General features: G+C 39.4%; 13 protein-coding genes. 12 read left to right on the top strand and 1 reads right to left on the bottom strand.

The features are described from left to right. Positions 1–18: 18 nt before the first annotated feature. A complete protein-coding gene (locus LXM54_RS07895) occupies positions 19–1,233 on the bottom strand; it encodes a nucleotidyltransferase (protein ID WP_233314519.1) in 1,215 nt (404 codons plus the stop codon). Positions 1,234–1,566: 333 nt separating this feature from the next. Here LXM54_RS07895 and LXM54_RS07890 point away from each other — a divergent pair, with 333 nt between their 5' ends. The 12 genes from LXM54_RS07890 to LXM54_RS07835 all read left to right on the top strand — a co-directional run bounded on the left by LXM54_RS07890 (position 1,567) and on the right by LXM54_RS07835 (position 13,329). Then, the gene (locus LXM54_RS07890; protein WP_233314518.1) at positions 1,567–2,076 is read left to right on the top strand and encodes a YceD family protein; all 510 of its coding nucleotides are present in this window, start codon (positions 1,567–1,569) and stop codon (positions 2,074–2,076) included. A 96-nt stretch (positions 2,077–2,172) separates the two neighbouring features. Continuing rightward, positions 2,173–2,346 (top strand): 50S ribosomal protein L32, encoded by a 174-nt coding sequence (gene rpmF, locus LXM54_RS07885; RefSeq protein WP_016200993.1) that lies wholly within the window; start codon positions 2,173–2,175, stop codon positions 2,344–2,346. Between the two features lie 135 nt (positions 2,347–2,481). Next, positions 2,482–2,940: a DUF523 domain-containing protein gene (locus LXM54_RS07880; RefSeq protein WP_233314517.1), complete on the top strand. Its 459-nt coding sequence runs from the start codon at positions 2,482–2,484 to the stop codon at positions 2,938–2,940. 198 nt (positions 2,941–3,138) lie between these two features. Beyond that, the gene (locus LXM54_RS07875) at positions 3,139–3,705 is read left to right on the top strand and encodes an RsfA family transcriptional regulator (RefSeq protein WP_233314515.1); all 567 of its coding nucleotides are present in this window, start codon (positions 3,139–3,141) and stop codon (positions 3,703–3,705) included. A gap of 251 nt (positions 3,706–3,956) precedes the next feature. Continuing rightward, on the top strand, positions 3,957–4,880 hold the full coding sequence (locus LXM54_RS07870) for a 2-dehydropantoate 2-reductase (RefSeq protein WP_233314514.1): 924 nt from the start codon (positions 3,957–3,959) through the stop codon (positions 4,878–4,880). Further along, positions 4,880–5,272: a DUF3397 domain-containing protein gene (locus LXM54_RS07865; RefSeq protein ID WP_233314513.1), complete on the top strand. Its 393-nt coding sequence runs from the start codon at positions 4,880–4,882 to the stop codon at positions 5,270–5,272. The genes LXM54_RS07870 and LXM54_RS07865 overlap by 1 nt, the downstream gene beginning before the upstream one ends. 187 nt (positions 5,273–5,459) lie before the next feature. After that, positions 5,460–7,094, top strand: coding sequence for a bacillithiol biosynthesis cysteine-adding enzyme BshC (bshC, locus tag LXM54_RS07860; protein WP_233314512.1), 1,635 nt, complete (start codon positions 5,460–5,462; stop codon positions 7,092–7,094). 238 nt (positions 7,095–7,332) lie between these two features. Beyond that, positions 7,333–7,764 carry a division/cell wall cluster transcriptional repressor MraZ gene (gene mraZ / locus LXM54_RS07855; RefSeq protein WP_233314511.1) on the top strand — a complete coding sequence of 144 codons (432 nt, stop codon included), beginning with the start codon at positions 7,333–7,335 and terminating at the stop codon, positions 7,762–7,764. 38 nt (positions 7,765–7,802) lie between these two features. Continuing rightward, on the top strand, positions 7,803–8,735 hold the full coding sequence (gene rsmH, locus LXM54_RS07850; protein WP_233314510.1) for a 16S rRNA (cytosine(1402)-N(4))-methyltransferase RsmH: 933 nt from the start codon (positions 7,803–7,805) through the stop codon (positions 8,733–8,735). A 20-nt stretch (positions 8,736–8,755) separates the two neighbouring features. Then, positions 8,756–9,112, top strand: a complete 357-nt coding sequence (ftsL, locus tag LXM54_RS07845) for a cell division protein FtsL (protein ID WP_233314509.1) — start codon at positions 8,756–8,758, stop codon at positions 9,110–9,112. A gap of 3 nt (positions 9,113–9,115) precedes the next feature. Then, positions 9,116–11,275 (top strand): penicillin-binding protein, encoded by a 2,160-nt coding sequence (locus LXM54_RS07840; protein ID WP_233314507.1) that lies wholly within the window; start codon positions 9,116–9,118, stop codon positions 11,273–11,275. Between the two features lie 140 nt (positions 11,276–11,415). Next, entirely contained in the window at positions 11,416–13,329 is a 1,914-nt protein-coding gene (locus LXM54_RS07835; protein WP_233314505.1) for a stage V sporulation protein D, read from the top strand. Positions 13,330–13,507 lie beyond the last annotated feature (178 nt).

Below are 13,507 nucleotides of genomic sequence, written 5' to 3'. Positions count from 1 at the left end.
CTTGGTCATTCCTTTTTTTTATTCATCTACCATGATAGGAACATGACTGTATTCCATCGCTAATAGCTCCTTCTGGTTTGCAGGGTGTGCACCCAGTGCATAAATAGATGCTGCTCGTATGTCTAAGTCAATTTGATGATGTTGTATGGAAGAAAGCTTGCTGATAAGTGGGAGTTTAAGTGTCTTTTTGTGCTTCTTCAAATAAGCTCTCCCTAGTTTTGTGCTGCCTAACAGTCGCAAGTATGCAGGTGTTTCGTTCTTTTGTATTTCCCCTTTTGTTGTGTTTGTCAGAATATGGACACATATTCGCTGGAGCCTTGTCCAAGTGTAGCGTTTCGTTTTCAACAAGGACATGAACTCCTGAAAGGAATCTGCTTTTTGACAAATCGCCAAAATTCGGTTCTCAATACCTTCCTCTACTTCATAAATCGTTTGCAGTTCACTCGGTGACATTTGTATAAGCCTAAACTTAAGATATGGCCAGTAATTTTCCCATTGATGAAAAATAGAGAAGGTTTGTTTGTAGTCTTCTAAGATCTTCAGAGTAGTGGTATTCACGTAGGGTGCAATCGTTTGAACGCTATGTTTTTCAAAAATTTCCTTGCGGATGCTCGTAGCGCTGGCAATAGTCTCGGAACTAAAATATGAATCATGATAATTTGCTTTAATCCGCGGAATGGTATAAAGACCCATCTGCAAGCCTTTTGACATTACTGCTTTTACATACTCAAAGCCCAAAATATTGTTTGGCAATGTTAAGTCGGCAATATTATCCTCACCTGTTGCTAAATCCGTAAAGGCAAGTGACATTGCTTTTGGATAACTGCAGCCTTCCTGCAGATGCTGCTTGATCCTTTCAGCGAATAAAGCATTCTTGCTAGTCAAGATATGGTATGCATTCATAAATTCATTGATTTTTCCAGACTCGCTGCCAAAGCAAACAGCATGACAGTGTAAACTGTCCAACAACTGCACTGCTCCTTGTGCAAAAATGGTTGCATGTTGTACGCTGAACGCATAGGGAAGTTCAATGACAAGATCAGCACCGCCAGAAATCGCCATCTCTGCTCTGTGCCATTTGGAAACTAATGCAGGTTCGCCCCGCTGCAGGAATGGTCCACTCATAACTGCTATGACAATATCTGCATCTGATAATTCCTTTGCTTTTTGGATATGATGTAAATGTCCATTATGAAATGGATTATATTCGACAATTATCCCAACAGCTTTCATTTCAAATCTCCTTACAAGTTTCTTTCAAGAATGATTGGCATTGCTTTCGTAACTATATCGATTAAAGCTCAATTTCTTATCCTAGAATACATGATAAAGAAACGATAAGCAAAGCTTATAAAGCAAGGATTCTTTTTGCGGAAAAAGGTGCAGCCATAATATTTGCAATTCCGTCTATTCGAGGTAGAATAGATACAGTGCTATTGCATTAGAATTGCAAACCCATCATGCTTTTAAGTATAAAAGGGAAAAGCAAAGATAGTGTAAAGAAAAAATATTGACAAATAATTATATGAAAGCTATAATTACCTTTGTTGCCTTGGGGTGATATATATGAAATGGACGTTAAGCCAGTTACAAAAATACCGAAGTAAGGGACTATCTATTGATGAAACAATCAACGCAGATGGAATTAAGGAAGTTGATTCCTCCATCAGGCGTGTATCTCCTATGCATATTACAGGAAGAACAGATATTGATTCAAAGAAAGTGACTTTTCATTTAAAAATACAAGGTCATTTAGTATTACCTTGCTCTCGTACTTTAGTAGACGTGGATTATCCAATTAATGTAGAAACGACTGAAACTTTCCTTTTGAATGTTCCGGATTATGAAACAGGAGAAGAGGAAGTTCATCAAGTAAAGGGCGATGTAATTGACTTATTGCCAATTATAGAAGAAATACTTTTACTTGAAGTACCAATGCAAGTCTTCTGTGAAGACAGTACAGAAGAGGGTGCTCCTCAATCCGGTAAGGACTGGGAAGTTATCCATGAGCAAGAGAAGAAGGAGAAAGTTGATCCTCGGCTTGCAGGACTTGCGAAATTTTTTGAAAATGAGTAAAGCTCCTTGCTTTATGCTTGGACAAACAAGAAAACCTGAGAATGGATTGTATCTGCTCTCAAGACTTTCTTAATACTCTTTAAGGAGGTGGGAAGAATGGCTGTACCTTTTAGAAGAACATCTAAAACTGCAAAAAGAAAACGTCGTACACATTTTAAATTACAAGTGCCTGGTATGGTAGAATGCCCTAACTGTGGTGAAATGAAACTTGCTCACCGCGTATGTAGCGCTTGCGGAACATACAAAGGTAAAGAAGTTGTAAGCAACTAATTTTCCTTTGAAAAAAGCACCGGACAAATAGTCCGGTGCTTTTTTTGTGCTTAAGTTAATCTTAGGAGAAAAAAACACTTAGTTATTTGTATAATAGAGGTATTAAATAGTAGTGACGAAGGAGGCAGCTTTGGCGTGATTGTGGTCAGTTCCTGTTTAGCAGGGTTGAAGGTAAGATATAACGGGTCGCATAGTCTTAATGAAAAGATTAAAGAGCTGATTGACAAAAAAGAGGCGATTGCCGTTTGTCCAGAATTGCTGGGAGGTTTTCAGACACCAAGAGAGCCCTGTGAAATTAAAGGCGGCAATGGCTATGATGTGCTCGATGGTCATGCAATTGTAATAGATAAAAGTGGGAATGATGTTACAGATTTATATGTAGATGGTGCCTTTAAAACACTGGCTGTTGTGAAGCAGCTGCAGGCGAGTACAGTCGTTCTTAAAGAGTCTAGCCCATCTTGTGGTAGCAGCTATATATACAATGGTAATTTTGAAGGGATACAGCATGAGGGAGCAGGAATTACAACAGCGCTATTAAGAAGGGCAGGAATTAAAGTTATATCAGAGAACGAACTCGCAAAAGCGTTGCTGTGATAGACTAGCTTTTTAGAAAATTTCAGAGTAGATTCTTTGTGAAATGCAGGTTTAGGCCAATAACTAGTCTAGTTAAGACAAGTCTTGTTTTGTTCTAGTGTGATTTTAAATATTTTTTTTCTAAAAGACTAAATATCAGTCTATCTTTTCTAGTATACGCATATGTATGAATAAAAAACACTAGGAGGGATTTAGCTGATGTCAACAACAAGACAAGATGCTTGGTCAAAAGATGAAGATATACTGCTAGCAGAAGTAGTACTCCGTTTAATTAGAGAAGGTGGAACACAGCTTCAAGCGTTCGAGGAAGTAGGAAAGCTATTAACAAGAACAAGTGCAGCATGCGGATTCCGCTGGAATTCATATGTGCGCAAACAATATAAATCAGCTATTGAATTAGCAAAGAGCCAAAGAAAGCAGTTAAAAAAAGGTTTTGTTCTTGTGGAAGAGCCAGTGGAAGAAGTTTCTTTCATAGGCGGTCAGCCAGAGCCTGTTGAAACGAAAAACTTTGAAGAAATTTTAGAATATTTAAAAGATATATATCAAAAATCTTTACAGCTTGAAGAACATCATAAGCTTGATAATGCAGCTGTTAAAGAGACTGCTGAACTTGAAGCAAAAATTAGTGAGCTGCACAATGAGAACCAAAAGCTCCAAAAGGAATTGCAAACAATGGATGAAGCCTATAAAGCGCTTGTTGATTTGATGGAAAAGGCTCGTAAAATGGTTGTATTTAAAGAAGAAGAAAAACAACAAAACGCTTAACAAAAGCAACATGGTCTTGCCCCCTTGAACCTTTCTTTGCAAAAGGATTCAAGGGGGCTTTTTCGTCTAAATGGATATATCTCCCTATAAAATTTTTCATTCATAATTATTTTTTCTGATCATATGGAACTGTTTTTGCTTTACATCTTTTATATTTATAGGTACTTTGGTCTTAATTGCTACTAATTTAGCTGGAAAATGTTAAGATGGTACTACAGAATAATAAAGAATACAGGGGAAAAGGTGTTGAAATGAAAATAAGCATTATCGGCGGTGGGGCTATTGGCTTGCTTTGTGCAGCTTATTTAGCACCAAAACATGATGTAACCGTATTTGTCCGCACACAAAGCCAAAAAGCACAATTAAGGGAAAAGGGACTGACCCTCTTTTTGGCGAATAAAGAAGAACAGCATCATTTTACGGTAGAATTATTTGAAAATTGGGATGGAGCAGGAGATCTGTCCATCATAACTGTTAAGCAGTATCAGCTTTTGCCTGTGATGAAAAAAGTGACGGAACTGTCATCCGAAATCAGAGGGCTTTTGTTTCTGCAAAATGGAATGGCTCACCTGGAAGCACTAAATAGTTTGGCAGTGGAAGAATTATATGTTGGGATTGTAGAGCATGGTGTGATGAAGCTCGACAGCACTTCTATTAGACACACCGGAATCGGGACGATTCAAATTGCTAGTCTACCATTTAAAGACCAAGTCCGTTTGAATCTGACAGGCACTATTCTAGAGCAGGACAGTATTCCAGGATTTTTGGTGCAGATTCAGCCAGACCCGATATGGATGATGCAAAAAAAACTGGTAGTAAACTGTTTGGTTAATACATTGACAAGCATTTTGGAAGTGACTAATGGCCAGCTACTCGAAAATCCTCACTATAAACGACTTCTAGCACCTTTTTTAGCAGAGATAACGGATACCTTCGGCTGGAATGAACAAAAAAAAGAGACATGCAAACAGTACGTTTGGAAGGTTATTAAGCAGACAGCTGCAAATAAGTCTTCTATGCTGAAGGACATAGAGGCAGGGAGAGAGACAGAAATTGATGCTATCTTAGGGTATGTGTTGAAGATTGCTGCACAGACAAATAAACATCTGCCGTTATGCGCTGCCTATTATGCCATGCTAAAAGGCAAAGAGCAGGAAAGGAAAGGGGGGATATAATGTTTCAATTTACGTCTGCAGTCATTAGTTTTTTCGTTGCATTCCCAGTTATTTGCTATCTTTTGATATTTATCCTCAGTAAACAAATGACGAAAAAACATAAATTATCTGTACATATTGCGTTAGATATAAGCACGCTCTTTTTTATCATTTCTGTTCATTTTTTAATTATATCTATTTGGGGAAAGTCCATGCTGTCTTATATATTGTTAGTGATCCTTTTTATTGGTGTCTTCATTGTGATCCTTCATTGGAAAGTGAAACAAGAAATTATTTATAAGAAAGTCTTCCGAGGATTTTGGAGAATTAACTTTCTGCTCTTTTTTTGTGCCTATCTTTTTTTAATGGCATACGGACTCGTCTACTATGTAATGAAACAGTTTGGCATATAGCTAATGAGCATATCTGAAAGAAAAAGACAATTTTTAAGCAAAGTCTTTTTCTTTTTTTTAAAGAGAATGCTATACTCTCTATGTATGTAAAGTATAGGTTATTTTCTTTAAGCAATATAATAATCACGGACGACATAAAATAATAAATAAAAATGAAAACTTTTTTGATGAGAAAGGAAGTACATAAATGGAGATGGTAAATCTCTCGTTGCCAGCGGGGAATCAGTTTGTGACAGATTATTTATCACAGGACGATAAAGTGAAAGGTTTTTATCATTATAATCATGGTGATAAAGATAGTTATTTTCAAAGGGTGAAGGAACTGGAGAAGAGACAGTTCATGAGAAATGAATTAGCTGATCATATTGCTGGTTATATGAGAGCTTTTCCGCAATCAGAGAAAGTCCAGCAAAATATCGCCAATTTAAGAAAGGACAACAGTGTTGTTGTCATTGGTGGACAACAGGCTGGTATACTTACAGGCCCGCTCTATTCTGTACATAAAATCATCAGCATCATTCTCCTTGCAGAAAAAAAGGGTAGTGAGCTTGGAATACCTGTAGTTCCTGTATTTTGGATTGCTGGTGAAGATCATGATTATTTGGAAGTAAACCATGTATTTGTGCCTGGAGCAGAGAAAATGGAAAGAAAAACATTCCCGCAAAGGGTAGTGGAAAAGAAGATGGCCTCCGATATTGAGCTCGATAAAGAAATTTGTTATGCATGGGCAGAGAAGCTAATCAAGGCTGATGGCGAAACAGAGCATTCAAAAGAGCTCTTGGTATTAGTGAAAGAGGCAGTTGATGCATCCCATACTTTTGTTGACCTGTTCAGCTATTTAGTGATGCACTTATTCCAGGAGTTTGGTTTACTGATTGTTGATTCAGGTGATAAAGCATTACGTGTTCTCGAAAAAGAAATTTTCTTAAACCAGATAGACCAGTTTAAAGAAATAGGAGAAGCTGTTCAAAAACAGCAAACGATTGTTAAAGAAAGCGGCTATTCTACAGTTATTGAAATGAGTGATAATCCTGTCAACTTGTTCTATTATGATGAAGAAAATTCAGAGAGAATACTGCTTACATATGATGAAGAAAAAAGTCTGTTTGTCGGTAAAGACCAGACAGTACATTTTACGTTAGAGGAATTAAAGGAAATCGCAAGTGAATTCCCTCATAAGCTTAGCAATAATGTGGTGACAAGACCAATCATGCAGGACCTTCTTTTCCCGACACTTGCGTTTATTGGCGGTCCTGGGGAAATCGCTTATTGGGGCGAGCTGAAGCAGGCTTTTGAACAAATGAATATTAAAATGCCGCCAATTGTACCGCGTCTAAATATCACCTTGCTTGAGAGATGTGTGGAAGCTGATATGGAAGAGCTTGGTTTAACGCTCGCAGATGTATTACAGTCAGGCACAGAGGAAGCATGCAACTCGTTCCTTGCAGCTGTTAGCAATGATAAGGTGGATGATCTTATTGTTCAGCTGAAATCCGACATTGCCAATAAATACAAGGATTTGCAAAGTGAAATGGAAAAAACCATGAAAGGCATGCTGCCATTGCTTCAAAAGAATGAGAATCTCCTGCTTAATCAAGTGGATTTCCTCGCTAAAAAGGTGGAAATGGACCTAAAGACGAAGCATGAGGTGATTTTAAATAAGTATGCACGAATTGAACGATGTATCAGGCCAGACGGGATACCGCAAGAGCGTGTATGGAATATTTTCTACTTTTTGAATCACTTTGGTCTTCATTTCCTTGAAGATGTACTGAAGCTGCCGATGGAGTTTGACGGCAGCCACAAGGTTGTTAAATTGTAATATTTGTAGCTGTCCTGTTAAAAAGGGCAGCTTTTTTTGCGTTTATCAGGCAAAATCAAACATTTTTCCTCAAATGTTCAGTAAAACAGCCGAAATAAAAGGCGAAACCGCAAAATTTGCTTATAAAAATACAGGGATATCTCTTGCAGGAAATGCATAATACAGATAGAATTTATGTATCAGTGGTGGAAAGTGGGGGAATGTGGTACATTGAGGTTAGAAAGTGGGGGTTGCAGGTATGTTTATGGGCGAATATCATCATAATGTTGACGCCAAAGGTCGTTTGATCGTACCTGCGAAATTTAGGGACCATTTAGGGGAAACCTTTATACTAACCCGCGGACTTGATCAATGTTTATTCGGTTACCCGCTCTCAGAATGGGAGATAATAGAAGAGAAGCTGAAGGCGCTGCCTTTAACGAAAAAGGACGCTCGGGCTTTTACACGTTTTTTCTTTTCTGGAGCCACAGAATGCGAGCTCGATAAACAAGGGCGCATTAATATTGCTTCCCCGCTTGTGCAGTATGCAAAGCTGGAAAAGGAATGCATAATTTTAGGTGTATCCAATCGCATCGAAATCTGGAGTAAATCACTCTGGGAAGAATATTTTTCAGAATCTGAGGATTCTTTTGCAGAAATTGCAGAAAATATGATTGGCTTTGATATTTAAAAATGGTTTTTAGAATAATCTATAGACAGGTGGACAACATGTTTAAACATACTACAGTATTGCTGAATGAGGCCGTTGACGGCTTAAATATACAACCAGATGGCATTTATGTCGACTGTACGCTTGGTGGAGCAGGACATAGTGAACTGATTCTATCCAAACTATCTGACAAAGGCAGACTGATTGCTTTTGACCAAGATGAGACAGCTATCATGAATGCAGAGAAAAAACTTGAACCCTATAAGGACAAGCTGACAATCGTCAAAAGCAACTTCAGCAATTTAAAGGAAGAAATACATAATCTTGGAATTACAGGTGTGGATGGGGTGCTTTACGATTTAGGTGTTTCCTCACCTCAGCTAGATACACCAGAAAGAGGCTTCAGCTATCACCATGATGCCCCTCTCGATATGAGAATGGACAGTGATGCAGATATATCTGCATACGAAGTTGTTAATAATTGGAAGTATGAAGATTTAGTGAGAATCTTTTTCCGTTATGGGGAAGAGAAATTTTCAAAGCAAATCGCCCGCAAGATTGAAGCGGCAAGGGAAACAAAGCCTGTAGAAACGACTGGGGAGCTTGTTGAATTAATTAAAGACGCAATTCCAGCACCTGCAAGACGAAAAGGCGGACATCCGGCAAAAAGAGTATTCCAAGCCATCAGAATTGCTGTAAATGATGAATTGGGTGTTTTTGAAGACTCCATTGGACAAGCTATTTCATTGTTAAATAAGGGCGGAAGAATAAGTGTCATTACCTTCCATTCCCTTGAAGATAGAATTTGCAAGGCTGCATTTAAAAAGGCGAGCGATTTACCTGACTTACCGCCAGGTTTGCCAATCATTCCTGATGAGTTTCAGCCAGAGTTAAAGCTAATCACTAGGAAACCGATTGTTCCGTCTGAAGAAGAGCTTGAAGAAAATAACAGAGCAAGATCTGCGAAGCTTCGCATTGCAGAGAAATTATAAAAACTTTAGGAGGTATACAAATGAGCAATTTAGCGCGAAAGCTGCAGCAGGAACAGTTTCAGCAAGAAGAAAAACAAACATTTAAAAAGGTAATAAAGCAAACTAAATCATTATTATCTCCTGGAGAAAAACTGCTTGGAATTGCTTTCGTTGCATTGCTGTGCATTGGCGGTGTGAAGATTGTCAGCAACCAAGCAGAGATTTATCAAGTGAACAAGGATATCCAAGTTGCCGAAGGCTCGATTTCTAAGCTTGAGAAGTCCAATAAGGAATTGGATATTGAAGTGAAGGATTTGAGCAGCTTTGAAAGAATTAGGGAAGTGGCAGAAAAACTTGGCCTTGATTTTAGCAAAGATAATGTAAAGGTTGTGCAATAAAAAATGATTCGAAAGCAGCAGAATATTAACCTTGGAGCAGCCATCTTGTTTTTATTTTTCTGTCTGCTCTTTTTTATTTTAATCGTCCGGTTTGCCGTCATTCAATCAACAGGGAAAGTCTCTGGTGAGGTGCTGGCAAAAGAAGCTGAAAAAAAATACAGCTCCTCTATGGTATTAGAAGCGTCGAGAGGGACGATTTATGACAGAAATAAAGATGTGATTGCAGAGGATGCGTCATCCTATAAGCTTGTAGCAGTTACAGACAGTTCTTTGAGCAAGAATGATACTGAAAATCCAATTCATGTGGCTGATCCAGAAAAAACGGCTAAAGAGCTTGCTAAATATATTAATATGGAAGAATCAGAGATATATAGAATCTTGACAAAAGAAGGAGCTAAGCAGGTAGAATTCGGATCTGCAGGTAAAAATCTTTCTTATGAAACAAAGAAGAAAATTGAAGACTTAAAGCTTCCTGGTGTTCTCATAGTGGAAGGGAAAAAACGCTTCTATCCTAATGGAACATTTGCTTCCCACGTCATCGGGTATGTAGAGGAAAAGGAAGATGAGGCAACAGGTAAATATACAGCTACAGGAAAACTGGGCATTGAAGAGAGCTTGAATAATCTTCTCACAGGTAAAGACGGTTACTTAAATTATAAGCGGGATATTTGGGGATATATACTGCCAGATTCAGAGGAAGATATAACACCTGCTCAGAACGGTGATGACGTCTATTTGACATTGGATAAAAAAATTCAATCCTTCCTAGAAGATACGATGTCGAAGGTGCAGGAGAAGTATAATCCGAAAAAGATGATTGCGATTGTGGCAAATCCAAAAACTGGTGAAATTTTAGCTATGAGCCAGCGGCCTAGCTTTGACCCGGAAACATTGGAAGGAATCAATGCTACTTGGCATAATGAAGCAATCGAAACTTCCTATGAGCCTGGGTCAACGATGAAAATCTTCACATTGGCAGCGGCGATTGAAGAGGGCAAGTTTGATGCAAACGCAAAATATCAATCAGGTTCATACAAAGTAACAAAAAATTCGCAGACAATCCATGACCATAATGGAAGCGGCTGGGGATCAATAACTTATTTAGAAGGAGTTCAGCGCTCATCTAATGTGGCCTTTGCAAAAATTGCGAAAGAACAGCTTGGCTTTGAGAAGCTGCGAGAGTACATCACAAACTTTGGACTTGACCAAAAAACAGGGATTGACTTGCCGCATGAAGCGAACAGCTCGATTGCCTTTACTTGGCCTGTTGAGAAAATTACAACTGCATATGGACAAGGAACAGCCTTGACTCCTATTCAGCAAATCCAAGCGGTAACGGCCATTGCCAATGACGGCAAAATGGTCAAGCCACATGTAATTGACAAGATTGTTGATCCGAATACGAATAAAGTGGTAAAACAAGTGAAAACAGAGGTTGTCGGAACACCTATTTCAGCAGCTACAGCAAAAGAAGTTCGCGACATTTTAGAAACAGTAGTGACAGATCCTAAAGGGACAGGCTATAAAAAATATAATGTTGATGGGTACAGTGTTGCCGGTAAAACGGGCACGGCCTCCATTCCGAAAGCAGGCGGCGGCTATTTAACAGGAAGCAGCAATTATGTTTTCTCCTTTTTAGGAATGGCGCCGAAGGACGACCCAGAACTTGTTATGTATGTGGCAGTTCAGCAGCCTGAATTGAAAGAAACACAAACAGGTTCTGACCCTGTTGCTGAAATCTTTACATCTGTTATGAAGAGCAGCCTTCAATATATGGAGATTCAGCCTACTGCTGACAGTTCCCTGCAAACAGTTGATGTCCCAGATCTTGCTGGTATGAGCACATCTGTAGCGGAAAAAGAACTGAAGAAATCTGGTTTAGAACTGGTAGTAACAGGTGAAGGTAGCACGATTACAGACCAGCTCCCTGCTGCAGGGGAAAGTTATCTCGAAGGAGAAAAAATTGTCGTGAAGACAGACGGAAAAGGAACTGTGCCAGATATGATTGGCTGGTCATTGCGAGATATACTAAAAGTGACAGACTTGCAGTCCTTAAAGCTGAAAACGAACGGCAACGGCTATGCGACAAAGCAAAGCATAAAAGCAGGTAAAACAGTCAAGGAAAATGATACATTAACGATACAATTGAAAAAACCAGAATAAAAAATAAGGTCCGCATGCAGCGGGCCTTATTTTTTTGTAAAGGGATGGTAAATGCCTGCAACTTCTATAGTCTTTGATTCTAAACAAAGGTGTACAAGCATATATTGGAACGAGCCATAGAAAAAGGAGGTTCTAAATGGATGCGGGTTTCAAACGTAACCGTTCGTAAGCGGTTGACGATTGCTTTAATTGTAGGCATTGCTATTTTTTTTATCATTGACTTGAGACTTGGGTATGTGCAATTTTTTCTTGGGGATGAATTGACAAGCAAAGCGAAAAGCTTATGGAGCAGACAAATTTCCTTTGAGCCGGAACGAGGCGAAATTGTTGACAGGAACGGTGTTGCATTAGCGACAAATATCAGTGCTCCAACCGTGTATGTTGTTCCGCGGCAATTAAAGGACCCAGCAGATGCTGCTGAAAAGCTTGCGGTAGTCCTAGAAGCGGACAAGGAGAAGATATATAAAGAGTTAATTCAAAAAGAAATGAGTGTCAGATTGCCTGAGGGCAGAAAGATTTCTCACGAAAAGGCAAAAAAGGTAAGAGCGTTAGATATTGACGGTGTGTATATAGGAGAGGATTCTAAAAGGTCTTATCCTTACGGAAACTACTTGTCACATGTTTTAGGATTTGCAGGGATAGATAATCAAGGCTTAATAGGTCTTGAACTGGAATATGATGATGAATTAAAAGGCTCGAAGGGGTCTGTGCAATATTATTCTGATGCTAAAGGGCAGAGGATGAATGATATGGCAGATGATTACGAAGCCCCTGTTAACGGAAACGACTTGAAGCTGACAATTGACACGAGAGTGCAGACAATTATAGAGCGGGAGCTGGATATCGCCGAACAGACTTACAATCCAGACAGCATAATCGCCATTGCGATGAATCCGAATACAGGTGAAATTATGGGGATGTCAAGCAGACCTGGCTTTGACCCGGCAGATTTCCGTAATGTTTCATCAGAGGTTTTTAACCGAAACTTGCCGATTTGGAGCGCATATGAGCCGGGATCGACATTCAAAATTATTACCCTTGCTGCAGCCTTAGAAGAAGGCAAGGTAGACTTGGAAAAAGACACATTTACAGACCCAGGTTATGCTGATGTCGATGGAACGAAGCTGAAATGCTGGAAGCGCGGCGGGCACGGAGCACAAACCTTTTTAGAAGTTGTCCAAAACTCCTGTAACCCTGGATTTGTATCGTTAGGGCAAGAGCTGGGTAAGGATACTTTGTTTAAATATATTCGCAGCTTCGGATTTGGCGAAAAAACCGGAATTGATCTTCAGGGAGAATCGAAAGGTATCCTTTTTAACTTAGATAGGGTCGGACCTGTTGAGCTTGCGACAACTGCCTTTGGACAAGGTGTTGCTGTAACGCCTATCCAGCAGGTGACAGCATTATCAGCAGCCATCAATGGTGGCACATTGTACACGCCATATGTGGCAAGCGAGCTGATTGACCCAAACACAGGTGAAGTCATTATGAAGAAGGAGCCAGTTGCAAAAAGGAAGGTAATATCCGAAGATACTTCGAAAAAAATCAGGGAAGCGCTGGAAAGCGTCGTTGCCCAAGGCTCAGGGGGGAAAGCCTTTGTAGATGGGTACCGTGTCGGCGGGAAGACAGGAACAGCCCAAAAAGCTTCTGGCGGAAAATATTTAGAGAATAACTTTATTGTTTCCTTTATCGGTTTCGCACCAGCAGACGATCCTGAGCTTGTCGTGTATGTGGCGGTCGATAATCCGAAAGGTACAGTCCAATTTGGTGGAGTAGTAGCAGCTCCGATTGTAGGAAGCATCATGGGTGACAGCCTTCGCGCACTTGGAGTGAAGGAAAGGAAGGATCAGCTGGAAAAAGAATATAAATATCCAGAAAATCCTTTAATCGAAGTTCCAGATTTAGTAGGCCTGACGAAAAAAGAAATCAGTGAAGTTTTCCTTAACCTCAAGATTGAGCCGAGCGGAAGCGGAGACACTGTTATCAAGCAGTCGCCAGAGCCGGGAACAAAGGTAAAAGACGGCTCAACCATTCGTTTATACTATAATAATTAACCACACCTTTTAAGATAAAGGCGGCACAATCGCCGCCTTTATTTTTCATTATTACGGAGAAAAAACCGAACACGATGGCACAATTCCTTTTTATCATGTAAAATATAAACGCTAAGAAAAAATGCATTTTCTAACATTGGTCATGCATTTGATATAATATTAGTATTTATGAATAAAA

The sequence above is a fragment of the Bacillus sp. Au-Bac7 genome (assembly GCF_021341655.1).
GTDB lineage: Bacteria > Bacillota > Bacilli > Bacillales > Cytobacillaceae > Niallia.
The sequence above is the reverse complement of the archived record's forward strand: the minus strand, read 5'-3'. Positions and strand labels throughout refer to the sequence as shown.

Bases quoted from the DNA above. Each gene is read 5' to 3' on its own strand.
- LXM54_RS07895 (WP_233314519.1), bottom strand. From the start codon at position 1,233: ATGAAAGCTGTTGGGATAATTGTCGAATATAATCCATTTCATAATGGA.
- LXM54_RS07890 (WP_233314518.1), top strand. From the start codon at position 1,567: ATGAAATGGACGTTAAGCCAGTTACAAAAATACCGAAGTAAGGGACTA.
- rpmF (WP_016200993.1), top strand. From the start codon at position 2,173: ATGGCTGTACCTTTTAGAAGAACATCTAAAACTGCAAAAAGAAAACGT.
- LXM54_RS07875 (WP_233314515.1), top strand. From the start codon at position 3,139: ATGTCAACAACAAGACAAGATGCTTGGTCAAAAGATGAAGATATACTG.
- LXM54_RS07870 (WP_233314514.1), top strand. From the start codon at position 3,957: ATGAAAATAAGCATTATCGGCGGTGGGGCTATTGGCTTGCTTTGTGCA.
- LXM54_RS07865 (WP_233314513.1), top strand. From the start codon at position 4,880: ATGTTTCAATTTACGTCTGCAGTCATTAGTTTTTTCGTTGCATTCCCA.
- bshC (WP_233314512.1), top strand. From the start codon at position 5,460: ATGGAGATGGTAAATCTCTCGTTGCCAGCGGGGAATCAGTTTGTGACA.
- mraZ (WP_233314511.1), top strand. From the start codon at position 7,333: ATGTTTATGGGCGAATATCATCATAATGTTGACGCCAAAGGTCGTTTG.
- rsmH (WP_233314510.1), top strand. From the start codon at position 7,803: ATGTTTAAACATACTACAGTATTGCTGAATGAGGCCGTTGACGGCTTA.
- ftsL (WP_233314509.1), top strand. From the start codon at position 8,756: ATGAGCAATTTAGCGCGAAAGCTGCAGCAGGAACAGTTTCAGCAAGAA.
- LXM54_RS07840 (WP_233314507.1), top strand. From the start codon at position 9,116: ATGATTCGAAAGCAGCAGAATATTAACCTTGGAGCAGCCATCTTGTTT.
- LXM54_RS07835 (WP_233314505.1), top strand. From the start codon at position 11,416: ATGCGGGTTTCAAACGTAACCGTTCGTAAGCGGTTGACGATTGCTTTA.